Below are 24,566 nucleotides of genomic sequence, written 5' to 3'. Positions count from 1 at the left end.
TATCCATTATGTCCCAACGATTCGCCTGCTCTTTTGCCACCCGCTGGGCGATGGACATTGGTTGACATTGTCAACCAACTCGTGTATATATAGTCAAATTTAGCAAGTTGATCGCTGCATACCCGCCATGCAGCAGAGACACGGATCGGGGCCAGGACAAGCACCGTCAACTAAGGGGTAGTGGATCATTGCTGTTTCAGGCGTTCGCCGCAATGACGGTTGAGCTCCTGGATCTAAGAAAATCGCGGGATTAAGGATATGCAAAAAGGACTGAGCGTGTTATGAGCGAAATTCGATTATGGATAGACAACCTGGAAACCAGGACAGAAGCGGACAAGACCGTTCTGCAAGCCGCCCACACATTGGGTGTTACTATCCCCAGCCTCTGCTATCATCCCGAGCTTAAGCCCGGTGGATCGTGCCGACTGTGCGCCGTTGAAATCGACGGCTACCGGGGCCTTCCCTCCGCGTGCACCACGCCTGTTGCCGAAGGCATGAGGGTATACACGCAAACACCAAAAGTTGTCGACTTTCGGCGGGAACTGCTGCGGCTAATTCTTCAGGAGCATCCGCGAGAATGTCTGGCCTGCGCAAGGAACGGTAGATGTGAACTGCAGCATCTCGTTTTGGCCATAGGAATTGATTTTCCCTACACGCTACCAGCGGCAAAGCGTCCGCCGGTACAAGCCGGAGGGCCCTATTTTGAACGCGACTACAGTCTCTGTGTACGCTGCGGCCGGTGCGTACGGATGTGTCACGAGGTACGCGGGGCGAAAGCCATCGTATTTCGCGAAATAGACGGTCGACAGGAAGTGGGAACACCGTTCGACGGGCCGCTTGAAGAGGTGGGTTGTCAGTTCTGCGGAGCATGTGTCGACATATGCCCTACGGGAGCGCTGCACGAGAATATGGAGCTTTTCAATGGAGAGCCTCGCGGACATATGGATGGAATATGCGCGGCCCTCACCGATATTGTGATGAGCCTGTATTTGAAGGAGCGCCCTCACCGGAGGGTTACCTCGATTTGTCCGGTCTGCAGTGCCGGGTGCCGGTTTACTTTCGAAGTTAATGACGGTAACGAGATCATCCGGGCACGACCAGACCTCAACGGGCCATCAAACCAGGGGCAGGCTTGCGTGCAGGGGCGCTTTTTGCTGAAGCGCCACCCAATGCGACCTGAACGCCTGAAGCTCCCGCTGATGAAGGAAAACGGCGCATTGGTCGAAACAACATGGGGCGAGGCCCTTGGACTTGTGGCCGATCGTTTCAACAAGTACGCCCCTGGCGAGGTGGCCGTTTTGACGGACGGCCGCCTGACGAACGAAGAGCTCTATCTGTTCCAGAAATTCGCCCGTCTTGCACTGAGAACCAACGCCATTGGATGCCTCGGCCCACCGGGACACGATCTGGCTGCTCAGGTGCTATTTGAAGAGCTTGGTGTGATGGCATTGAGCACCAACAGTGTCAAGGATCTCAAACAGGCCGAGTGTATGCTTGCAATTGGCTTCAACCCCGCAGCAACTCATCCCATCCTGGGAGTGCGCCTGCGGGAGGCATGCTTGAGCGGCGCCCGGCTAATTGTTATGAATCCCTGCGTCAACCCTTCCTCCCGCTTCGCGGACGTACATCTGCCGGCGCCCCCGGGAACCGAGCCTCTCCTTGTCCTTTCGTTTCTGCACACGCTGATGGACCGAGGTGGAATCGATTGCATATTTGCGCAAGACCATTCTGCTGAAATCGAGAAGCTGAGAGGAAGTCTGACCGGTTTTGACTTGGATGCGGCCCACCAAGGAAGCGGAATCCCGAAGGAAATCCTGAACGATGCCCTTGCCATCCTCGCACAAAGCAAAAAGGTCGCCATTCTGGTTGGACCCGGCGTCATGGATTCGCCCTTGGCTGATGCACTCCTTCGAGCGTTGGTCACTCTGCAGCATATAAAAGGGAGCTTCGGACAGCCGGGAGGCGGAATCGCTCTTGCTGACGGAAACGGAAACATCCAGGGAGCGTGGGATATGGGCATGGCACACTACCTCCTTCCAGGCCACACAAGCTGGTCGGATGCAGCACGGCGCAAGCGGTTCTCCGACGCCTGGGAGAGCGATCTCGATCTTCCCTTGGCGGAAAGTGTCATTGAGGAGCTTGCACGCGGAAAGATCAAAGCCCTTTACGTGGTTCAGGAAAACCTTAACCGAAGCATGATTGATACACTGCGGCCGTATGTGGAAGGTCTGGATTTCGTCGTCATCCAAGACACTTACGCTCCCCCTGACGGCCTCGGGGCCGATGTCGTGTTTCCCCTGGCGTCTCTTCTCGAAAAGAGCGGCACCATGACCAACAGCGAGAGAAAAATCCAGATGGTATCTCCGGTACTTACCGCACCAGGACAGGCCCAGTCCGTTCAATGGGTCCTCTCGGCACTCGCAGAAAGAATGGGTGCAGCGGGCTTTCGCTACGAGGACGTCGAGCAGGTGTTTGCTGAAATCCGCCGCCTCGTTCCATTCTATCGAGCCTACCAGGGTTCGACCACTGAACAAATACGCAAGAGCCCCCGTGAGTGGCCCTGTCTTGGCCCCAAGCTCGATGCAACGTGTATCATTGGCAATTCCCAGCCAAAGTGGAAGGCCCCACAACTTAGCATCCGGAAACCATCGCGAAGTGGATGGGAGGCTGAGTATCCCTTTGCAGTGACTTCTTGGGAAAGGCTGAAACCCAATGTCTTCGGCCCTCTGCTCTCCCCCGAATCTGTCGCATTGCTGAATCCTCTCCCGGGAATCTCCTTGAATGCACAGGACCTGATCGAAATGGGCTTGAAGGAGGGGGAAAAGGTGCGGGTGATTCACCGAAATGGGGAATTCGCAGGCCGAGTTGTGATCAGTCGCCTCCTTCCTTCGAAGATGGTGGCCGTTTCTGCCGATGTGTACCGAAGCTCTTCCGGATCGGTCGATCTCGACAGAAGCGTATGCTTTGCCAGATTGGAGAAAGGATAGCCATGTTTCCCATTGTTGCACACCAAGAATTGGTTCCGAAGGTTCATCGGCTGAGCATCGAAGCGCCTCTTGTGGCACAAAAAGCGCGGCCCGGCCAGTTTGTCATCCTGATTGTCGATGAGAAGGGAGAGCGGGTCCCCTTCACCATCAGCGGATGGAACATCGAATCCGGAACGGTCGATTTCGTCTTTATCCAAGTAGGCAACACCACAAAGCAGCTTGCTAATTTACGCCCCGGAGACGCTCTGGCCCATTTCGTCGGACCTCTCGGACGCCCGGCGGAGATCGATCATTACGGCCACGTGGTTGCGGTCGTGAGCGGCTACGGAGCTGCCGCCATGGTGCCCATTCTGCGGGCGTTGAGAGAGAAGGGGAACCGCATAAGCGTCATCCACCAGGCGCCGGACCGGCAGCGGCTATTCGGTGAATCGGAGCTGGAAGCTGTGAGCGATGAGGTCTTTTTGGCTCTGGGAGATGGTGGCGATAGCATGCACCAGACGGCGACATTCATGCTGAGAAAGATGCTTGATCGGCATCGGCAGCGAGCTGTCGACCGAGTCGTGTGCATGGGCTCGCTCTGCCTCATGCGGATCATCTGCGAAATGACCCGCCCTCTGGGAATCAAAACGATGGTGCACCTCACTCCCCTCATGGTGGATGGGACAGGAATGTGCGGTGCCTGTCGACTCAGCGTGCGGGGCGCGAATCGCTTTGCCTGCGTACACGGTCCCGAGCTTGACGGGCACCAGATAGACGGTTGGGAGGTGCTGATGGCGAGGCGCTGCACGTATGCCGATCAAAGCATCCTGCAGCAAGGATTTCAATGCCGCGGCTGCTCGCAGTGGTGAGCAGTGAGCAGTGAAGAGAGTCGAAACATGAGTGAAAGCAAACAGATCGGGCATGGTTCCGAAAAAGGCACGGGCAAGAAAGCCAAGATCAACCTGAACCGGGTCGAAATGCCGAAGCAGGCTGCGGAAGTACGAAGGCACAATTTCGAGGAGGTGGCCCTTGGCTACACGTACGAGATGGCCATCGAGGAGGCTGGACGCTGTATCCAGTGCAAAAAGCGCCCGTGCCAACAAGGGTGCCCCGTCAATATCGACATTCCGGACTTCATTGAGGCCCTCCGACGCGAAGAGCTGGAACTCGCCTTGCGCGTCCTGAAGAGTAAGACCTCTCTTCCAGGGATTTGCGGCCGCGTGTGTCCCCAGGAGCTTCAGTGCGAGGCGGCCTGTACGTTGGACAAAAAAGGCGCTCCCGTAGCTATCGGGCGCATTGAGCGCTTTCTCGCCGACTGGGAGCGAACGGAGGGAAAATCGAGCATACCGGAGCTGGCTCATCCCACGGGCAAGCGCGTGGCGATTGTCGGCTCGGGTCCTTCGGGCCTTACCGCCGCAGCCGATCTTGCCATCAACGGGCATGCCGTGACCATTTTCGAAGCGTTGCACGTCGGAGGGGGCGTGCTCATGTACGGAATTCCGGAATTCAGGCTGCCCAAGGAAATCGTTCAGCGGGAAGTGCGCTATGTCCAGTCGCTGGGCGTCGAGTTGCTGCTCGATACGGTGATCGGTATAAACTACAGTCTGGACGAACTGCTCAACGGCCGTTTCGATGCAGTCTACCTGGCAACGGGAGCCGGGCTCCCCATGTTTTTGAACATCCCGGGGGAAAACCTCAACATGGTCTACTCGGCAAACGAATTTCTGACACGCACCAACCTCATGAAAGCGTATCTCTACCCTGACTATGCCACACCGATTAAGATGGGCAAGCGCGTGGCGGTGATCGGGGGCGGAAACGTGGCCATGGATGCGGCCCGCTGTGCCCTGCGGCTGGGCGCCCGGGAAGTTGACGTCATCTACAGACGCTCCCGCCAGGAGATGCCCGCTCGCCATGAGGAGGTGGAAAACGCTGAAGCGGAAGGCATTCGCTTCTTCTTTCTATGCGCGCCCACTGCCCTTTTGAGCGATGGGCGCAACAACGTTGCGGCAATGGAGCTGGTTCGCATGCAACTGGGAGAGCCGGATGCAAGCGGTCGCCGGAGACCTTCGCCCATGCCCGGAAGCGAGTTCGTCATGGATGTAGATACGGTCGTGGTTTCGCTCGGCACTTCACCCAACCCGCTTATTGCCTCCACCACTCCTGACTTGGAGACAAGCCGCAAAGGGACGGTAACGATAAACGAGCGCGGAAAGACATCCAAGGCTCGCGTCTGGGCGGGTGGAGACATAGTATCTGGAGGAGCGACCGTAATCAGCGCCATGGGTGAAGGGAGACGCGCGGGGATCGCCATGCATGAATTTTTGCAGTAGAAGACAGGAGAGAGGGAAGAAATATGCCGAAACAAATCATTGGCTCGGTCATGGTGGTCGGTGGCGGAATCGCCGGCGTGCAGGCGGCCCTCGATCTGGCCGAAAGTAACTACCTGGTGCATCTGGTGGAAAAGTCCGAAGCCATCGGCGGCGCCATGAGCGCCTTGGATAAGACATTTCCAACCAACGACTGCTCCATGTGCATCCTCTCGCCAAAGCTCGTAGAGTGCGGGCGACATCCAAACGTTCATATCCATACCTTGACCGATGTGCTGGATGCTTCGGGGGAAGCTGGGGATTTCGAGGTCAAACTGCGTTGCCGGGCTCGCTACGTCGATATGGAAAAATGCATCGCCTGCGGTACCTGTGCCGAAAAATGCCCAAAGAAGGTGCCCGACGAGTACAACCGGAAGCTCGGCATGCGCAAGGCAATATTCGTCAAGTACCCGCAGGCGGTCCCCCTGAAATATGCCATCGATCGAGACCACTGCATCTACTTTCAGAAGGGAAAGTGCCGTGCGTGCGAGAAGTTTTGCCCGGCAAAGGCCATAAAGTTCGAAGATCGGGACCGGGACCTCACTCTTTCGGTGGGAAGCATCATTCTGGCTCCAGGCTTTGAGCCGTTTGACCCTGCGGTCTACGACACCTACGGCTATGCGCGTCACCCCAACGTGGTGACTTCCATGGAGTTCGAGCGAATCCTTTCTGCAACGGGTCCCTACGAGGGGCACCTGGTGCGCCCTTCGGACCGAAAAGAGCCCGCGCGGATTGCCTGGCTCCAATGCGTCGGGTCTCGTGACATCCATCATTGCGACAACGGCTACTGCTCCGGCGTCTGCTGCATGGCTGCCATCAAGGAAGCCGTGATCGCCAAAGAGCACAGCAAGATCGATCTCGACACCGCCGTCTTTTTCATGGACATGCGCACTCCCGGCAAAGACTTCGAGAAGTACTTCAACCGCGCAAGGGAAGAGTATGGCGTACGCTTCATTCGCTCGCGCGTGCACACGGTGGTGCCGGACCCCGGCTCGGAGAATCTCGCTATCCAATATGTCACCGAGGCCGGAGACATTACAAGCGAGGAATACGATCTGGTGGTGCTTTCGGTCGGGATCGAGATCTCTCCTGAAACCTCTCAGCTAGTCCAAAGATTGGGAATCGATCTCAACGAAGACGGGTTTACCGCAACTTCGCCTTTCACGCCGGTCACTACGTCGCGCCCCGGGATTTTTGTTTGCGGTGCCTTCCAGGGGCCCAAGGATATTCCTCTTTCCGTAATGGAGGCGTCGGCCGCGGCGTCCGAGGCAGCATCGCTGCTTGCCCCGGTTCGCGGCACACTGATCGAAAAGCCTGCGGAAGTGAATGAAGTGGATCTTGCGGAGATGGCCGAACCGCGTGTGGGAGTCTTCGTCTGCCATTGCGGGATCAACATCGGCTCGGTAGTGGATGTTTCGGCGGTGAAAGAGTATGCCGCCACTCTGCCGAACGTCGTCCACGCGGAAGAGAACCTTTTCACCTGCTCGCAGGACACTCAGGAGAAAATGAAGGAGATCATCCGGGAAAAGAGACTCAACCGCGTCGTTGTCGCTTCCTGCTCCCCGCGGACTCATGAGCCTCTCTTTCAGCACACCATCCGGGGAGCCGGGCTCAATAAGTACCTCTTTGACATGGCCAACATACGGGACCAGGATTCCTGGGTGCACCAATCCGAGCCCGCAGCCGCAACGCAGAAGGCAAAAGACCTGGTGCGCATGGCCGTGGCCAAGATCGGCCTCCAGCAACCCCTTACCGAGCTTCAGTTGAACATTACCAAAAGCGGTCTGGTGATCGGCGGCGGTATTGCGGGTATGGAAGCGGCTCTCGCCCTGGCTGCTCAGGGCTACCCGGTCACGTTGGTTGAAAGAGCCGAGAAATTAGGTGGGCATGCGAGAAAGCTGCTGGCTGTGTGGGATGGGGAACATGTTGCACCATACCTGGACGATCTCATCGGAAGGCTGGGAGCTCACCCGCTCATCACCGTCCGTACGGGCTGCCAGGTAAAAGAGGTGAGCGGCTTCGTCGGAAACTTCCACACGGTTTTGGAAGAAAACGGCGGCCGCCACCAGGTCGATCACGGTGCGGCCATCATCGCCACGGGAGCGGAACCGTACATTCCGACGGAGTATCTCTACGGTCAGAGCGACAGAGTGTATCTCAACCTCGATCTGGATCGGGCAATCCACGAGCATCGCCAGAGCATCGCCAACGCCAGGTCGGCAGTATTCATTCAGTGTGTGGCATCGAGGATACCTGAGCGGCCCTACTGCAGCAGGATCTGCTGCACCCATTCGGTGCAAAACGCGCTGTGTCTCAAAGAACTTAACCCGGACATGGAGGTCTACGTCCTCTACCGCGACATCCGGACCTTCGGTTTCAAGGAATACCTTTACAAAGAAGCCCGCGCAAAAGGGGTTATCTTTATTCGCTACAATCTAGACCGTCGGCCTCAGGTCGAACTCACAGCAGATGGTACCATCAGGGTCACCGTGCTCGATCACGTGCTGCAAAGGCCGCTGGCTCTGCACGCAGATATCCTGACGCTTGCCGGTGCTCTCGTGGTGAAGGATTCGCAGAAGCTGGCAAAGCTTTTCAAGGTTCCAGTGAGCGCCGATGGGTTCTTTTTGGAAGCGCACATGAAGCTTCGCCCCGTCGATTTCGCCACCGAGGGCGTTTTTGTGGCCGGGCTGGCGCACTATCCCAAGGCAACGGAGGAATGCATCGCCCAGGCCAAGGCGGCTGCGGGCCGTGCGGGAACGGTGCTGGCGAGGGACTCTATTACTGCGGGCGGGGTTGTCGCGGTTGTCAACAAGCCTGCCTGCGTCGGATGCCAGGCATGTCTGAATTGCTGTCCCTTCGGGGCTATCAGTTATCTTGAACAGGAACAGAAATGCGAGGTGAATCAGGCGCTCTGCAAGGGCTGCGGCACCTGTGCGGCAACCTGTCCGTCGGAAGCCATTACGCTGATGGGCTTCAGCCATCTTCAGCTCTACGCGGAGATCGATGAGGCGCTTACCTTGCAGTGATCCGTGAACGGTGAGCAGTGAACAGTAACGCCAGCCGTTTTCGCTGGTGCATAACTGCCCATTGAGCTGTTTACCTAGAAACACAGGTGACATCATGAAAGACAAAATTTTCGAGCCACGGATTTTGGGATTTCTGTGCAACTGGTGCAGCTACGCCGGGGCCGATCTCGCGGGAGTAAGCCGTCTCCAGTACCCGCCCAATATCCGCATCATTCGTGTCATGTGCTCCGGGACCGTCTCCCCGCACCATATTCTGCATGCTTTTCAACGGAGAGCGGACGGCGTGCTGGTGGCAGGCTGCCATATCGGCGACTGCCACTACCTCAAAGGCAATTACCTGACGATGAAACGCATGAAATTCCTGGAGGGGCTGTTGCGCTTTGCCGGATACGAACCGCAGAGGCTGCATCTTGAATGGATCTCGGCGGCGGAGGGGGGAAAGTTTGCAGATACAGTGCGCGAATTCACGGAAAGGATACGCGAGCTCGGCCCGGCGCCTTCATTCGAGGCGGTGCCCAAAGCGACAGCCATTAAAGTGACATAAAACGCTAACTCCTCGATGAATTACAGGAACAGCCCATGAATACCAAGATAGGGAAGCTTCTTGAAGAAGCTCGAGTTGACGGTTTCCTCGCATACAGGACCATCCACGGCTTTTTTTTCCCGTATCTCTTCTCAAGGGAAAATGCCCGGAAGTTGGAGCCCTGGAAGCAGACCAAGGCGCATTACCCAATGGCGAAACTGCTGCTCGCCCTGGCGCGGGGGAATCCAAATAGAACTTACGGAATCCTTGTACGCGGCTGCGAAGAAAGGGCAATCAGGGAGCTCTTCAAGTGGGGCCAGCTTGAAAGAGAGCGTGTGGTGATGCTTGGCCAGGCCTGTCCTGCGGAGCTCGCACGCCACTGCGAGTGCTGGCAGCCGTATCCCTCTCAAGTGGATTACGGCAAGCCTGTGCCACCGGTGAAAGGCAGCAAAAGGGTCCAGGATTTGGAAAAAATGACCGCTGAAAACCGCCTGCAGTGGTGGCTCTCCCACTTCAACCGTTGCATCCGCTGCTTCGGCTGCCGAGACGTCTGTCCGGTTTGCTTTTGTACGGACTGCAGCATGGAGCACGAAAAGCTGATTCCCTCAAACAAACTTCCACCCGATACCTCCTTTCATCTCGTTCGTGCGGTTCATATGACGGGCCGATGCATCGACTGTGGACTGTGTGAAGAGGTTTGTCCGGCAAGGATTCATCTACGCACGCTCTATAAAGAAGTGAACAGGCTGGTAGAGGAGGTTTTTGACTATAAACCCGGAACCGATGGCCAAAATTCACCATTTATTTTCCCGGGAGAAGAGGCCATGCTGCCCCCCGGCCCAAGGTGAGCTTATCGACCCCATTGCGTTTCGCCGCGTTGTTGGATTCCGTGCATGCTGAGGGATCGCCGTGAGGCTGGCAATCCGCGAACAGCCAAAATGTCTCAGCTTGCCGCACACCCGTTATAGAAACTGCTCACCGGTCACTGTTCACTGCTCACTGAGCAAATAAAGGAGTCGCTATGCTTGAAATTGAAGATCTTTGGGTGGATGTCGAGGAAAAGGAAGTTCTCAAGGGGGTCAAGCTGCAGATTCCCCAGGGAGAAACTCATATCCTGTTCGGCAAGAACGGGTCGGGAAAGTCTACCCTGCTCATGACCATTATGGGCTTCGCCCGCTACCGGGTCAAACAGGGCCGGATAGCCTTTAGCGGACGGGATATCACGCATCTTCCCGTCTATGAGCGAGCCCGGCTTGGTCTCGGCCTAGCCTTTCAGCGCCCGCCGGTAATCCGCGGAGTGACCATGCGGGACCTTTTGCGGGAGTGCTCCGCTGCAGGGATCTCCTCCGAGCAGTTCGTCCAACAGTACAATTTCTCAGAGTTTCTAGACCGGGACGTCAACTACGGCTTTTCCGGAGGTGAGCTGAAACGCTCGGAGCTCCTCCAATTGCTCGTGCAGGACCCTTTGCTGGTGCTTTTGGATGAACCGGAATCGGGGGTGGACCTCGAGAGTTTGCAGCTGGTCGGAGAAATCATCGGACGTCTGTTGCAGAAGGAATGCCGCTGTGAGAAGCGGCAAAAATCCGGGTTCATCATCAGTCACACCGGCTTCATCCTGGACTACATCCATGCCGACCGCGGCTATGTTCTTTCCGATGGACAAATCCGCTGTTTCGGGCACCCGTTGGAACTGCTTTCGGATATCAAAAACATGGGCTATGAGGAGTGCATCCAATGTCAGAGATAAAGCAAAAGGCTGAGAAAGCCCGCGACAAAAAAGCCCTGCTGGGTGCCGATGTGAACTTGAAGGACTTTGCGCGCCCCAAGGAATCCTGGGACTACGACTCGGAATTTCAAAAGTTCGACAACAAAGAGCGCGACCAGCTGCTGCGGGTCGGTGTCGAACTGACCGATGTAGAGCATGCCGCCACATTCATGCAGGCGGATGCGTCGGTGGTCCACTGCCAGGTGAACATGCCCGGCATCGAGGTGCTGCCCGTTGCCGAGGCGATCAACCGTTACGACTGGGTCGCTGACCACCTGTGGCGGCTGGTGCCGGTGGATACGGACAAGTATACGGCGCAGGCCGAGCTGGAACTGGACAACGGTTTTTTCATTCGCGTCCAGCCGGGAGTGCAAATGACTCTGCCGGTTGAAACATGCCTCTACATGCGTACCCACGGTTTGGCTCAACACATCCATAATTTGATCGTCGTCGAGCCAGGCGCCAGCCTGCATGTCATCACCGGCTGCACCGTCCACCCCGTGGTGAGCACGGGCCTGCACATCGGTGTGTCCGAATTCTATGTACGCGCCGGAGGCCGGCTTACCTCGACCATGATTCACAACTGGGCCAAAGACGTGCACGTGCGGCCTCGAACGGCAGTTTTGGTGGAAGAAGCCGGGCGGTTTATCTCCAATTATATCCTGCTCAAGCCGGTAGGCTCGGTGCAGACCTATCCAACAGTCACCCTGCAGGGCAAAGGCGCCGTTGCCCGCATCAATTCCATCTTGGTCGCACATCCGGGCTCCGAACTGGACATCGGCGGCAAGGTTATCCTCGATGCTCCGCAAACGCGGGCCGAAATTATTTCCCGCAGTGTCACAGTTGGCGGGGTCTGCGTCAGCCGCGGGCACCTCATCGGCATGGTGCCCGAGGTCAAAGCGCACCTGGAATGCCGCGGCCTCATTCTATCTGAAAACGGTGTCATTTATGCCGTGCCGGAGCTCGAAGGGAGGACGGCGGGGGTCGAAATGTCGCATGAAGCGGCGGTGGGCCGGATCGCTGCCGAGGAGATCGAATACCTTATGGCACGCGGCATGGATGAAGACCAGGCGGTCGCCGCCATCGTTCGAGGCTTTCTCAAGGTAAAAATCGAAGGGTTGCCGCCCGGCCTGGAAGAGGAGATCGATCAGACCATTCGGGAGACCGGTCATGGGCTTTAGTGATTGTCCCACTGCAAAAACCGACCGCAGACAGCCATGGAGCTTGAAACAATGAAGGGACTGCAATGGATCTGATCAAGGAAATCTTTGCCGGCGAGGTATTCCCGGCGGTTGGGTGCACCGAACCGATCTCTTGTGCTTATGCGTGCGCCGCTGCTTCGGAGCAGCTGAATGCCCCGGTGGAAGGGATTGAACTTACTGTTGATCCGGGCACTTTTAAAAACGGTGCAGCAGTAACCATCCCGAATAGTCAGGGACAAAAGGGGAACGTGATCGCGGCGGCGATGGGTGCCATGATCGCTCAATCAAGCCTGCGGTTGGAGATCTTAAGCGCCGTCACCCCGGAGATCCTCAAAAAGGCAAAGCGGTTCGTCGATGAAGGACACTTGACCTATCGCTGCAAAGAAGATGCAAAGAGTTTACACGTGGAAGTCCATGTCCATGGCGGCGGCTCCCGGGTTCATTGCATCGTATCGGAAGGCCATACAAACATCTCCCGCCTGGAAAAAGACGGGCGGTCTGTCATCGAGGTCCATCACCATGCCGGGAGAAAGACCAGAGGCTACCGAGACAGGCTCAGGGCAATGAAACTGGAGGAGGTGCTGCGCGAGGTCATCAGCTTGGATGATGAATCACGCTCGTATATCCAGCGCGGCATCGACATGAACCTGGCCATATCGGAAAAAGGCGTCGATCTGAAAAGAAACGCCTATCAGTTGCAGCAGATGATGAAACAAGGCCTTATGGCCGACGATTTATTCTACCGGGTCAAACAGCGGGTCGCCTCTGCAGTTGACGCCCGCATGGGTGGCCTTGCGGAGCCGGTGATGACGAGCGGCGGCTCCGGCAACCAGGGCGTGCTCACCATTCTTTTGCCGTATCTGGTCGGTCGGGAGAGATCGATTGAGCTGCCCCGCATCCAGGAAAGCATTGCCGTCAGCCACGCTGTGAATTCCTATATCAAATGCTTCACGGGGGAGCTGTCCGTAGTATGCGGCTGCACCATTGCCGCCGGCATCGCTTCAGCGACGGCCATCGTCTACCAGACGGCCGGAATCGACATGGAAAAAATCACCTGCGCCGTCCACAATATCATTGCGGATCTCTCGGGTATCATCTGTGACGGAGCCAAGCCGGGTTGCTCCATGAAAATCGTAACCGGAGCGGATACGGCCATGCGTTCGGCTTTCATGGCCCTTGCCGGTTACGGCATCTCCATGGAAGACGGGATCGTCGGTTGCTCGGCCGAACAATCGATCCGCAATCTGGGCAGAATATCGCTTGAAGGGATGGGCTTGGTGGACTCCACGGTGGTCCACATCCTTCAAGGAAAATGTCTCCGTCGGGGCCAGGCGTGAAAAGAGCGTGCTGGAGGCTCCAGGGTGGATGAATAAAGTGAAGCAATTTATGAGCCTTGAGGAGTAAAAGATGAGTCGGCAAATGGAAATCGATGAAATCCGGGCTGCGGGTCGAAAAATGATTGCAGCTGTGGGATTGTCGAACTCGCCGGTCGGGGTGAGGCTGCTGCGGAAAGCTGAACCATGGCCCGAGAGAGCGACACGGTTGAGGCGCCATCGCTATTGCCAGGCCTTGATGCTGGCCCGCAGAGGTGACGATGTGGTGCTCGATGGGCAGGGCATTTCCTGTCCGGCTGCAGCGGCGGCATTTGGATTTCGCAAGCGACCGGTCGGATTGCAGTCCGGCAAGACCCTTGTCGGATTCGGGATTGTTTCGGATGAGGCCGTCGGCAAAAGGATGTTCGCCGATATGCCGACGCTGCCGCCCGGACAAATTGAGGCACTGCACCTCTTTCCTTTGGAAGCCTCACTGTACGTACCCGACATTGTCGTGGTCGAGGACCTGGTCGAAAGGCTCATGTGGATTGTGCTCTCTTATCTTCATGCCACCGGCGGGCAGCGCGTCATGTCCACCACAGCGGTCCTCCAAAACGCATGCGTGGACAGCACCATTGTCCCCTACTTGGAAAACCGTTTGAACTTCGGCTACGGCTGTTACGGTTGCCGGGAAGCAACTGATATAGCACCGGGAGAAGCGCTTCTTGGGTTTCCCGCCGCGGCTCTGTCACCTGTCATTGAACACCTGGTATTTTTGGCCGACAAGGCCATTCCGACCTCCAGGTCGAAACAGACGCTGCACAAGCTGGAACACAAAGCGGACGAAGAGGGCTCCAGTCCACTATATAAGGGTATGTCAAAATGAGTATTCGAAGCAGAAAGGTTCATTGACTCTTTAACGGCACTAACTCACAGGAGGAGTAGGATGGATGCTAAATTAAAACCCTGGCATGGCATACCCCGGGAGAAGATCTCGTGGCACCCGACCGTCGATGAAACATTGTGCATCGGCTGCGGACTCTGCGTAACGGGATGCGGTAGGTTGGTTTTCCGCTACGACTACCAAGACAAAAAGGCCGTAGTGAAAGATCCCGACAGCTGTGCGGTTGGCTGTGTAACCTGTGCAAACATCTGCCCCGCACATGCCGTCAGCTTTCCTCCCGTGAGCCATATTCACCGCTTGATAAAAGAGCATGAGCTCATAAAAAAAGCCAGAGAGGAACTGAAAACCAATCACGAAAAATATGCGGTTTAAAATGACTCCAATGAATCCGATGAAGGATCGAGGGCTCTCTGCCAACATGCCTTTGCATACACCGCAGTGCCATCGACTTGCCAATCCAATCAGGCGGCAGGTTGCCCTCGGCAAATTTGATCCATTGATAAATCTTAATCTAGTTCATGTTCAATCTCGACCCATTCCGGCTTCATCTTCTGAAACCACTTCAATGTTGTTAATTTTGTGCTTCTCCTCTGCCACATCGTCACTGCCTGGCTGCGGCGCTTCTTCGACCTGAAAAGAACAGCAGCTGCCTTTTTGGCCAAACAGTTTGTTGAAAAACCCTTTTTCCGACTTTCGCTCTGTCATGAATGTCTCCTTTCTCTAGAAATGTCTTTGGTCGATCTCCTGCAGAAATCACCCGATCACATTGAACACATAGCCGCCGATAACCGCCGTCGCCCAAATGACCGCAACGATGGACGCCACCAGTTGCTTTCTGAATATACTCATGAGCATCGCCATTTCCGGGATGGCCATCCCGGCTCCGCCGATAATGAGCGCAATAACCGCCCCCATGCTCATGCCTTTTTGCGACAGGGCTAAGCCAATGGGAATAGCTGTTTCCGCACGGATGTAGAGAGGAACGCCGATTACCGCGGCAACGGGAATGGCGAACGGGTTCTGCGGTCCTGCGAGCTGGGCGACAAATTCTTGCGGGATATAGCCGTAAATACCCGCGCCAATGCCAACGCCTATGAGGAGATAGATCAAGACCGCTCTAAAATCCCCCCAGGCCGCCCTTGCTGCAACTTTGACCTTGATCGAGAAAGCGGCAGGGACAGCCTCGATTGTGGCGCCGCAACAACTGGACTTCAATCGCACGTTCTTGACATACCTGGCGCTACCGGTTTTTTCCAAAAGCACGCCAAAAACAACCGAGCCTAAAAAAGTTATAGCAAAATAAGTGAGGCTTGCTTTCAAGCCCATGAGTGTTGCAATCATGGTAAGGATAATTGGATTGAGAAGCGGCGAAGCAATGACAAACGACATGACCGGTCCAAAAGGGGCTCCCGCATTGAGCATTCCCAATGTCATCGGAATGGTCGAGCAAGCGCAAAAAGGGGTTAATGCGCCAACCGCAGCGCCCAGCAAATTACCTAAAATGCCCCGCCTGGAAAGCCATGCCTTGAGCTTCTCCTGAGGGATGTACATCAATGCCAACGCCACGATTGCGCTGATACCGAGAAAAAGGACCGTCAACTCCGCTGTAATGATTATAAAGTATTCAAGGGTCGCGATAAAGGTGTTCATTCCAGCCTCCAAATAGTTGACATTATCAACCTATGTTCGAAAAAAAATTACTGTTTCAGTAGCCTGGCCATGGTGATGAGCAATTCTTTCATTTTGGGCAACGATTCTTCGGGCATCCGGGAAACTATTCTTTCAAGTTCTTTCGAATACCTCTCGGTCGCCGATTTGAGAATCCTTTCCCCATCTTTGGTTACAATTACGGTTCATCCGGTTAATGAGTACCTCTGGGTGTGGAGATGATAGAGTCGCAATTTAAAGTAGACCATATCTCGGAACCCATACGCCTGCCTTTTAAGGGTTTTGATTTTGTTGTTGGTTCCTTCGACAACGGCACTGGTGATAGAATATTTAAAATAGTTGAGAAGCCCTGTTTTGTAGCCAGCCAGAGTTTTGGCCACCTTGGCAAGGGGGCCGATTCCAGATTGCATGGCATCCTTAATCCACACTTCAAGGAAGCTCTTTGCACTGTCAAAGTCCTCGTCCCAAAAGAGTCGCAACTGTTCTTTCATGGAATGAGCAATGAAAAGGGGGTGATTGGCCTTAAGGAGGGCATCAAGTCGGGCCTTGCGATCAGGCTCAAGGGAATCATAGTTTCTCAAGAGTAGGAAGCGATTCCCTTTGAGAGCTTTTTGTCCGAGGTTGTCCAATTCTCTTTGCTGGCCTCTTCGGATTTCATCAATGGCCTGGTTCATGAGAGCCGATACGTGGTAACGGTCAAAGACAATATCAACATGAGGCAGCCACCCACGTACAGCAGAATAATAACTTCCGCTCATGTCCATGGCGATCGCAGTGAGTTTCTTTGCCTTTTTGGAGAGCTTTTCGATGAAGGGTTGGATCTTTTCTTTACTTCTGCCTTCAACGGCATGCAGAATTCTTCCATCCTCGATATTGACGAAAATGGTCATGTATTCATGGCCCTTTCTTATGCTGAACTCATCAATTCCAAGGTATTTGACTTTATGCAAGGGAACCGACCTGTAGAGCAAAGAGAGGCGCTCCTTGTGGATCTGTTTGACAAGATCCCAGCCCACTGCCAGGTACTCCGCGACCGAACGGATGGTGCCGAACTTCAAAAGATCCAAAGCTGTCAGTGCGAAGGACCTGACATAACGGTGTTTGCCATCCATAAAGGGCAGAGTGGGCCACCAAAGATGTCCGCACCTGAGGCATTTGAGTCGGTGGAGCAAAAGGTCCAAGAAGCACCTCTTCCTTCCAATGGGACTCATACGCAGAAGTCTTCTTTTCTGGCCTTTGAAGCTGGCTTTTCGATTTCTGCATTCTGGACATCTCACATATTGATCTGTCATTCGGGCATTGATGTAAATACAATCTCCCAAAAAGTGAGTGGATTCATAGTGAATACCCTTCAGACCGAAAGCATGGTAAAGTATGGATGTGGACATGGCTTGATTTCCCCTCCCGTTGTTCGATCACAGTCAAACAACTGGGGTTATTGCCATGTCCATTTTCTTTTTTCAACTCCGGGTACTCATTAACCGGATGAACCACAATTACACAACAAACCCTTGCATCTTCATCGGATCTGACTTTCTCCACATATCCTTTCTTTTCCAGCCGGTTCACAATCCTGGTCGCTCCACTCTTGGTGAATCCAAGCGCGTGCCCCACCTCCTGCACCGGACAATCTTTCGTGCCGGCCACCTTATCGAGCGCCAAAAACTCCGGCAACGACAGATTTTCACAGCATTGGCCGTCCAAACCTTTGGGGCCGAAATGCCAAACAATCTCAATCAGTGCACGGCTTAGCTCAGGCATCTGCGTCTTATTCATCCGATTTCCTCCCGAAAAAATAATAGACGATTTAGTTGACAGTGTCAACCTAAATTTTTCGCGGCATATGTCCGGGATCCACCCCGGTCTTCAGTCGATTCAATTTCCTTCAGGCAAACGATGACCGGTTATGATATCGTTTCGGCCACCATCGAAAGCATTTATCCCTTGGCGTTCATCAGAGAGAATATTACATTTACAACTGCCGCCTATGTATACGAGATGATAGGAAACCTTTTGCACGATGAAAAATAAATCAAAACATCCGAGCTTAAGACACGATCAACAGGATGCTTCCTCGTCCGTCCCGACCGGCCCTTTGTTCTGCGAGAATCCCTTTGAGGGCGGTTCTCCCTGCTGTACTATTCTTGATAGTATCGGCGAGGGTGTTTTCACCATCAATCTCGACAACCAGATCACTTTTTTCAACCGGGCGGCTGAGCTCATCACCGGGTTCGACAAGGAGGAAGCCGTTGGTCAGTATTGCTTCGACATTTTCCGAGCGGATGTGTGTGAAAAAAAATGCCCTCTGGATGAAACTCTGGCAACCCAGTCACCCCGGTCCCATTACAACGCCTTAATTATCAGCAAGGACGGCGAGCAAAAGCCCATCAGCATCAGCACCGCCGTCCTCAAGAACAAGCAGGGCAAGATCACCGGAGGAGTGGAAATATTCCGTGATTTGACCGACATGGAACGTTTGCGCAAAGAGTTGAACCAAAACTACAGCTTTGCCGACATCGTGGGACAACATCCCAGAATCCGCGAAATCCTTTCCGTTCTGCCGGACATTGCCCAAAGTGACAGCACCGTTTTGATCGAGGGGCCGACCGGTTCCGGCAAGGAGCTCGTGGCAAGGGCGATTCACAACCTCAGTGCCAGAGGCAAGGGCGCCTTTGTCGCCGTCAATTGCGCTGCCCTGCCCGATACGCTGCTGGAATCGGAGCTATTCGGCCACTCGAAAGGCGCTTTTACCGGCGCCCACCGGGATAAACCAGGCCGTTTCATGCTGGCCCATCAGGGCACCTTGTTCCTTGATGAGATCGCCAACACCTCCCTTGCATTTCAAGCCGACCTGCTGCGGGTGCTCGAAACGGGGGAATTCACCCCGCTTGGTGGAAGCAAAGCCAGACAGGCCGACTTTCGCGTGATCGCAGCAACCAATGTCGACTTGAAGGCACTGAGCCGCGGCGGAGAATTCCGCGAAGATCTCTACTATCGGCTCAACGTGGTGAAAATCAGCCTACCGTCCCTGGCCGAACGAAAAGAAGACATCCCGCTGCTGGTGGCACACTTCATAGAAAAATTCAACCTGAGCAAGGGGCGCTCGATTCGCACCGTCACTCCCGAAGTGCTCGAACGACTCATGCGTCACTCGTTTCCGGGCAACATTCGCGAGCTCGCCAACGTCATCGAATATGCGTTCATCCTTTGCAAGGGCGACCTGATCGACGTGGAACACCTGCCAAAAGAGCTGCTGGAAAAGGATGCTGAAAATTGGACGTCGCTCCCAAATCACTCCACTGCCGGGTCGGACCCTGAGGCGGAACAGATTCGCTCTGCCCTGCTGCACCATCAGGGCAACCGTGTAGAGGCAGCCCGCGCTCTCGGCATCAGTCGCAGCACCCTATGGCGCAAAATGAAAAAGCACGGGCTGATGGCCGAGTGATTTGAAACGTTTCATGACACAGTTTCATTCTTTGACACGTCGAAGCTTCATTTATCCCTGAATCCCTTCCTCCTGACTCTCTAAGCTCTCGTAATTCCATAATTTAGCAATCCCTATCGGCCTGGCACAAAGATTGCCATTACTAACCGCGACGGCAAAGTCGGGCTCGAATGATCGCTTTGCCAGGAACATGTCCGTAGAACCTGGCGTGCGGACCCACACTCTGCGAGGTGCTTCATGAGCAAAGATTGGCGCTTTTTCATAGGATTGCTGGCCGTTTTCCTGATTGCCTACTTTCTGAATTTTACCGATCCCAAGATTCAGGGGGCGATCATGGACGCATTTTACATGCTGCAGTGGTACGCGCGCAATCACACGCTTGCTTGCGTAGTACCCGCCATGTTCATCGCCGGCGCTATTGCCTGCTTTTTTTCCAAGGAAGCGGTGCTGCGCCACCTGGGACCGAGGGCCAATAAAATCGAAGCATATTCGGTAGCTTCGGTTTCAGGGACCGTGCTGGCGGTTTGTTCCTGCAGCGTCCTGCCCATGTTTGCAAGCATCTACAAGGTCGGTGCGGGACTCGGGCCGGCATCGGCGTTTCTCTACTCGGGACCGGCCATCAATGTCATTGCCATCTTTCTAACCGCCAGAGTGTTGGGGTTCGATCTCGGTATCGCCCGGGTGATCGGCTCCGTTGTCTTTGCGGTCATCATCGGCGTCATCATGGCAGCCATCTTTCACAAGGAGGAAGAGCGCCGCGAGGCTGCCGTGATGCACCTTCCAGATCCACCTCCCAGCCGGCGCAACCTGCTGCAAACCGCTTTGTTTCTGGCCTCGATGATCCTTTTTCTGGTCTTCAGCGACTGGGCCAACCCGACCTGGACAATCATTCAAAAGACCGACGGAACCAAGATGCAGGTCGATGTGCTGTTGGAGATGACCGAAACGTTGCGGGTGCAACTGAAAGAGCCCGTCGGAGACCTTAGAAGGGGCATGAAGCTCGATATTCCCAAAAGCGAAATAGCCACAAGCGAATTCAACACTGCGCCGGGCTACGAATGGGCCAAGTGGGTGTATGTGAACCGATGGTATTTCGCATTGGCATTCCTGGCGGCAACGGCTCTGATGGTGTGGAGATGGTTCGACCGACAGGAGGTGAACGCGTGGCTGAGAGAAACCTGGGAGTTTTCCAGATTGATCATACCTTTGCTGTTCGGGGGAGTTTTCGTCACCGGCTTTGTCGGTGCCTTGATCCCGGAAACTGTGGTGGCAGGATGGGTTGGGGGGGACAGTCTAACGGCGAATTTGGCGGCTTCCCTTATGGGAGCCATGTGGTACTTTGCCACCCTCACGGAAATTCCGATCTTGGAGGCGTTGATCGGCCTCGGGATGGGGCGGGGTCCGGCCCTTTCCTTGCTTTTGGCCGGCCCGGCACTATCGTTGCCGAGCATTGCGGTGATCTATAGTGTGTTCGGATTCAAAAAAACTGCCGTCTTCGTTTTCCTTACGGTCGTTATGAGTGCAACGGTGGGTCTGGTCTTTGGTCGTTTCTTTTTATGAGAGGTTGAGTGGGTAAAGGCCTGCGCCGATGAAGATCGCGACTCCCCTTTTCCAAGACCGTGTGTCGCCGCACTTCGGTTCTTCGTCACGGTTTTTGTTGATCGAACTGGGGAACGGTCGAATCATCCAGCAAGCGGTCTGGGATTTGGGCGAAAGTAGCGCCATGGAGTTGGCGGCCCGATTGATCGACCTTGGCGTCAAGACGATTATCTGTGGAGGAATGCAGAGCGCTTGTAAACAATGGTTGGAAGATAGGGGCGCAGTCGTACTGGACAATCGACGCGGTCCGGCCAGGGAGGTCATCCAAGCATACCAGCGGGAAGCCTTCGGCTGGGCTGCTGAAGCAAAATGAGCCGTTTTTCCTGACTGCGCAAACCAAAAAGTTTCTTGATGAGATCGATAAGGAGAAGCAAATAATGAGTAACACGCAAGTGTCCGGCAAGGAAATGATCGGCGGCGACGCAGTGGCAAGCCGGGAGGAAGTAGAGCCGAGCCGCATCGACTGGAAGACCATCTGGATGCCCATGACGCTGATCGTGGGGGCTTTTCTGGTGCTGTTCTATCTTCCCATGGACAGCGAGCGGTTCACCAACGCCATAATGGAATCCCTTTCCCTGGCCAAGTGGTATGCCCAGGAGCATGTGATGCTGTGCCTGGTGCCGGCCTTTTTCATCGCCGGAGCCATTTCCTGCTTCGTATCGCAGGCGGCGGTGATGCGCTATTTGGGACCCAACGCCAAGAAGGTCATCGCCTACGGGGTCTCCTCCGTTTCGGGCACCATTCTGGCAGTCTGTTCTTGCACCGTGCTGCCGCTTTTCGCCGGCATCTGGAAGCGCGGCGCCGGACTGGGACCGGCCATTGCTTTTCTCTACTCGGGGCCGGCCATAAATATCCTCGCCATTGTGCTCACCGCCCGAATCCTCGGCCTTGAGCTCGGCATCGCCCGCGCCGTCGGGGCCATTATTTTCGCTTTAGTGATCGGGTTCCTCATGTACCTCATATTCATCAAGGAAGAAAAACAGAAAGCCGAGGCTGCCCTGCACCTTCCGACCGCCGAGGTCGAGCGGCCCCTGTGGCAGAATGTGATCTATTTTGCCACCATGGTGGGCCTTCTCATTTCCGCCACCTGGGGCCGGCCGTCCGATCCGGTGGGCTTCTGGAATGCAATATACGAGGTTAAATGGTGGTTGACGGGGGCCTTTGCGGTGGTCTTCGGCGTAGAGCTCAGCATCTGGTTTCGGGTGAAGGCGGTCAAGGTGGTCATTGCCGGCGTCATTGTGGCGGCCCTGGCGTTCGCCTTCCCGCATGAGCCACTGATTGCCTTCGGGGCCGGCATCATTGCCCTCACCGTAATCATCACCACCACCCGCGGAGAAACCGAGGAGTGGTTTCTTTCTACCTGGGGCTTTACCAAGCAGATCACGCCGCTCCTGTTCGGCGGCGTGCTGGCGGCCGGCCTCTTGCTGGGACAGCCCGGCACGGAAGGGCTCATCCCTTCCAAGTGGGTGAGCGGGCTGGTGGGAGGAAATTCTCTCGGAGCGAATTTTTTTGCCGCCATTGTGGGGGCATTCATGTACTTCGCCACACTGACCGAGGTGCCCATTTTGCAGGGACTGATCGGCTCGGGCATGGGCAAGGGACCGGCCCTGGCGCTGCTTCTGGCAGGGCCGGCGCTTTCCTTGCCCAATATGCTGGTGATCCGCAGCGTCATGGGAACCAAAAAGACCGTGGTATTTGTGACTCTGGTCGTAATCATGTCTACCATCTGCGGCATGATCTTCGGGCATTACTTTCGCTAGAGAGCCTGCGAGCAACACTTGATCCCTACGGGAGGTAGCTGAAATGTTCAAGAAAATTCTTTACCCAACTGATCTTTCCGATGTGTCGAAGAAGGCCCTCAATTGTCTGCTTGCCATGAAAAGTGGAGGCGTCAAGGAAGTGGTGCTGCTGCGGGTGATCAGTCAAAGCAACGCGGAAAGCCTCTCGCAATACCATAAACACTTTTTTCCCGGCACTCACGCTCATTTGGAGACACCGGGAAAAGGAGTCGCGGCGTTTCTGGAAAGCGTTTATCGGGCACAGGAAGAGGAAGCACGAGAAGGCCTTGCACCGTTCGAAGCCGCTCTAAAAGAAGCGCATTTCAAGGTTAAGACACGAATTGAAAGAGGTGTTCCGCAACTCAAAATCCTAGAGGTCGAGGAGCAGGAAAACGTGGATGCCATCATTTTGGGCTCCCATGGTCGCAGCAACCTTAAGGAAATGCTCCTCGGCTCGGTTTCCGAGCATGTCATCCGACATAGCAGGAAACCAGTCATCGTAATCAAAAGGTAGATAACAAGGAGAATACAGATGGAAATCAAAGTCTTGGGTCCTGGCTGTGCAAAATGTCAGCAAACCGAAAAGGTGGTCAACGAGGCTGTGAGTGAACTGGGCATGCAGGCCGCCATAGATAAGATAACGGATGTATTGAAGATCGGCGAATATGGAGTGTTCGGCACCCCGGCCGTGGTGGTCGATGGTGAAGTCAAGTCGGTTGGAAAGGTGCCCACCAAGGAAGAAGTCAAAGGGTGGATTAGTTAGAGGCTGGAAGCTGGAAGCGAGAGGCGAGAAACTGGAGGCTAGAGGAGAGAAACTAGAAACTGAAGGCAGGGTTTGCTGCGGGTCGGTCGGTTTGGAGCGAAACCCAATGAAAAAGCGGTAATAAAACGTTTTTAAGCTTACGCGGTATCGAATAACTGGCGAGATGGTGCGAGGCAAACATTGATAAAAGTCATCCCGGTACTCAGATTTGTTGCTATACCGGCAGCGTTGCTCACGGTCTTCACGATTTATGGCTGCGCAGGACGACTCTTATTAACCTACAAGGGGGCTCGTATAAAACAGGGTCGGGAAATTCCTATTGTAGCGAATAAATCACAAGCGGGAAGCTACCTTATCAGGGACCTTACAATCACCTACAAGTACACGTTAGAAAATGAGGAGTTTCGAATCGTCGGGAGCGTCCATTTTGCCGGCCATTTAACGTGCAACTTTGTGGGCTTGCGCTATTTCAATTTGAGCATCGTTTTTGCCGATCAAGAAAATACCATCATCAATAACCGCGCGCTGGTCACCACTGGATCTCTCGATAACATCTGTGATGTCACATTCAACAACAAGTTGATACTTTCCGAAGCGGCATCGATATCCAGCTTTGCCTTCATTTATACGGGCGAAGCCGGAGTTGGCGGTGACGGCGGTCGGGCCAGTGCGTGCAATTTTTGGGAGTGCCCAATTTACCGCTAGGTGGCACCTGGGGTGGTGAAAATCGTCCCTGATATGCTCAAATATTTCAACCGAGAATTGTTCCGAACTGTTGTTGTATTTTCAACATAACAAAGTCGATTGTGCGGGACTTTTTGAATAAATTCAAGTATGGATAGAATTTTAGGCTCTCATCTTTTAGGAGGAACCGATCCATGCTTGATAAGAACTCGAAATCTGAAAGTGATTGTTACAGAAGCCCGGCCCGCAAGCTCATCAAATTTTTTGAAGAAAGCCGTGACCAATGGAAGGCCAAATGCCTGAGCGCAAAGTACCAGATCAAATTGCTGAGCAACAAGATTCGGTACTTGGAGAAGCGCAAGGCAGATCTTAAAAAAAGGGTGAAGAAGCTTGAAAAGGAGCTCGAAGAGTTGCAGGAAAAAAAACGATAAGCATCCCTGGCTGTGAGAAATTCGACATCGTCCCAACGTTTCATACCTATTCCATCGCGCATATCTCTCTTTTCGTGGAGTTTGTTTTATCAGGGGGATCGAGTCTGAGAGGGGCAAGTCGGATTCTCAA

Annotated in this window: 23 protein-coding genes; 19 read left to right on the top strand and 4 right to left on the bottom strand. The window is 54.7% G+C overall.

The annotated features are described in order from the left end of the window. Positions 1-281: 281 nt before the first annotated feature. The 11 genes from K1V27_RS18805 to K1V27_RS18755 all read left to right on the top strand — a co-directional run bounded on the left by K1V27_RS18805 (position 282) and on the right by K1V27_RS18755 (position 14,440). Positions 282-2,987 (top strand): molybdopterin-dependent oxidoreductase, encoded by a 2,706-nt coding sequence (locus K1V27_RS18805; protein ID WP_258931592.1) that lies wholly within the window; start codon positions 282-284, stop codon positions 2,985-2,987. 2 nt (positions 2,988-2,989) lie between these two features. Then, positions 2,990-3,835 carry a sulfide/dihydroorotate dehydrogenase-like FAD/NAD-binding protein gene (locus K1V27_RS18800; RefSeq protein WP_258931591.1) on the top strand — a complete coding sequence of 282 codons (846 nt, stop codon included), beginning with the start codon at positions 2,990-2,992 and terminating at the stop codon, positions 3,833-3,835. 27 nt (positions 3,836-3,862) lie between these two features. Next, on the top strand, positions 3,863-5,299 hold the full coding sequence (gene gltA, locus K1V27_RS18795) for an NADPH-dependent glutamate synthase (RefSeq protein WP_258931590.1): 1,437 nt from the start codon (positions 3,863-3,865) through the stop codon (positions 5,297-5,299). A 23-nt stretch (positions 5,300-5,322) separates the two neighbouring features. Continuing rightward, positions 5,323-8,361 (top strand): FAD-dependent oxidoreductase, encoded by a 3,039-nt coding sequence (locus tag K1V27_RS18790; protein ID WP_258931589.1) that lies wholly within the window; start codon positions 5,323-5,325, stop codon positions 8,359-8,361. A 94-nt stretch (positions 8,362-8,455) separates the two neighbouring features. Beyond that, complete coding sequence (locus K1V27_RS18785) at positions 8,456-8,905, top strand: hydrogenase iron-sulfur subunit (protein WP_258931588.1); 450 nt, start codon at positions 8,456-8,458, stop codon at positions 8,903-8,905. A 35-nt stretch (positions 8,906-8,940) separates the two neighbouring features. Further along, on the top strand, positions 8,941-9,732 hold the full coding sequence (locus K1V27_RS18780) for a 4Fe-4S binding protein (RefSeq protein WP_258931587.1): 792 nt from the start codon (positions 8,941-8,943) through the stop codon (positions 9,730-9,732). A gap of 173 nt (positions 9,733-9,905) precedes the next feature. Further along, on the top strand, positions 9,906-10,631 hold the full coding sequence (locus tag K1V27_RS18775) for an ABC transporter ATP-binding protein (protein ID WP_258931586.1): 726 nt from the start codon (positions 9,906-9,908) through the stop codon (positions 10,629-10,631). Next, entirely contained in the window at positions 10,619-11,830 is a 1,212-nt protein-coding gene (locus tag K1V27_RS18770) for a SufB/SufD family protein (protein WP_258931585.1), read from the top strand. Before K1V27_RS18775 ends, K1V27_RS18770 begins: the two co-directional genes overlap by 13 nt. 65 nt (positions 11,831-11,895) lie before the next feature. After that, entirely contained in the window at positions 11,896-13,188 is a 1,293-nt protein-coding gene (locus K1V27_RS18765) for an L-cysteine desulfidase family protein (RefSeq protein ID WP_258931584.1), read from the top strand. A 70-nt stretch (positions 13,189-13,258) separates the two neighbouring features. After that, entirely contained in the window at positions 13,259-14,050 is a 792-nt protein-coding gene (locus K1V27_RS18760; protein WP_258931583.1) for a DUF169 domain-containing protein, read from the top strand. Positions 14,051-14,110: 60 nt separating this feature from the next. Next, positions 14,111-14,440, top strand: a complete 330-nt coding sequence (locus K1V27_RS18755; RefSeq protein ID WP_258931582.1) for a 4Fe-4S dicluster domain-containing protein — start codon at positions 14,111-14,113, stop codon at positions 14,438-14,440. Between the two features lie 150 nt (positions 14,441-14,590). Here K1V27_RS18755 and K1V27_RS18750 read toward each other — a convergent pair whose 3' ends face one another. The 4 genes from K1V27_RS18750 to K1V27_RS18735 all read right to left on the bottom strand — a co-directional run bounded on the left by K1V27_RS18750 (position 14,591) and on the right by K1V27_RS18735 (position 17,512). Next, entirely contained in the window at positions 14,591-14,773 is a 183-nt protein-coding gene (locus tag K1V27_RS18750; protein WP_258931581.1) for a hypothetical protein, read from the bottom strand. A 48-nt stretch (positions 14,774-14,821) separates the two neighbouring features. Further along, positions 14,822-15,718 (bottom strand): permease, encoded by an 897-nt coding sequence (locus tag K1V27_RS18745; RefSeq protein WP_258931580.1) that lies wholly within the window; start codon positions 15,716-15,718, stop codon positions 14,822-14,824. A gap of 203 nt (positions 15,719-15,921) precedes the next feature. Continuing rightward, positions 15,922-17,124, bottom strand: a complete 1,203-nt coding sequence (locus tag K1V27_RS18740) for an ISL3 family transposase (protein ID WP_309574017.1) — start codon at positions 17,122-17,124, stop codon at positions 15,922-15,924. Next, positions 17,072-17,512 (bottom strand): MarR family winged helix-turn-helix transcriptional regulator, encoded by a 441-nt coding sequence (locus K1V27_RS18735; protein ID WP_258931579.1) that lies wholly within the window; start codon positions 17,510-17,512, stop codon positions 17,072-17,074. The genes K1V27_RS18740 and K1V27_RS18735 overlap by 53 nt, the downstream gene beginning before the upstream one ends. A 244-nt stretch (positions 17,513-17,756) precedes the next feature. Between K1V27_RS18735 and K1V27_RS18730 the strand changes: the two genes are divergently transcribed. The 8 genes from K1V27_RS18730 (at position 17,757) to K1V27_RS18695 (ending at position 24,436) form a co-directional block, all read left to right on the top strand. Further along, positions 17,757-19,181, top strand: a complete 1,425-nt coding sequence (locus K1V27_RS18730) for a sigma-54 interaction domain-containing protein (RefSeq protein ID WP_258931578.1) — start codon at positions 17,757-17,759, stop codon at positions 19,179-19,181. A 237-nt stretch (positions 19,182-19,418) separates the two neighbouring features. Next, positions 19,419-20,741: a permease gene (locus tag K1V27_RS18725; RefSeq protein ID WP_258931577.1), complete on the top strand. Its 1,323-nt coding sequence runs from the start codon at positions 19,419-19,421 to the stop codon at positions 20,739-20,741. 28 nt (positions 20,742-20,769) lie between these two features. After that, entirely contained in the window at positions 20,770-21,093 is a 324-nt protein-coding gene (locus K1V27_RS18720; RefSeq protein WP_258931576.1) for a NifB/NifX family molybdenum-iron cluster-binding protein, read from the top strand. Between the two features lie 94 nt (positions 21,094-21,187). Beyond that, positions 21,188-22,540, top strand: coding sequence for a permease (locus K1V27_RS18715; RefSeq protein ID WP_435051681.1), 1,353 nt, complete (start codon positions 21,188-21,190; stop codon positions 22,538-22,540). Between the two features lie 43 nt (positions 22,541-22,583). Continuing rightward, positions 22,584-23,072: a universal stress protein gene (locus K1V27_RS18710; RefSeq protein ID WP_258931574.1), complete on the top strand. Its 489-nt coding sequence runs from the start codon at positions 22,584-22,586 to the stop codon at positions 23,070-23,072. An 18-nt stretch (positions 23,073-23,090) separates the two neighbouring features. Continuing rightward, positions 23,091-23,321 (top strand): thioredoxin family protein, encoded by a 231-nt coding sequence (locus K1V27_RS18705; protein ID WP_258931573.1) that lies wholly within the window; start codon positions 23,091-23,093, stop codon positions 23,319-23,321. A 180-nt stretch (positions 23,322-23,501) separates the two neighbouring features. Then, positions 23,502-24,026 carry a hypothetical protein gene (locus tag K1V27_RS18700; protein WP_258931572.1) on the top strand — a complete coding sequence of 175 codons (525 nt, stop codon included), beginning with the start codon at positions 23,502-23,504 and terminating at the stop codon, positions 24,024-24,026. A 173-nt stretch (positions 24,027-24,199) separates the two neighbouring features. Further along, on the top strand, positions 24,200-24,436 hold the full coding sequence (locus K1V27_RS18695; protein WP_258931096.1) for a hypothetical protein: 237 nt from the start codon (positions 24,200-24,202) through the stop codon (positions 24,434-24,436). Positions 24,437-24,566: the final 130 nt, after the last annotated feature.

It is taken from the genome of Desulfoferrobacter suflitae, from assembly GCF_022603395.1.
GTDB lineage: Bacteria > Desulfobacterota > Syntrophobacteria > Syntrophobacterales > Syntrophobacteraceae > Desulfoferrobacter > Desulfoferrobacter suflitae.
Note: the sequence above shows the minus strand (reverse complement) of the source record. Positions and strands in the feature narration are given on the sequence as shown.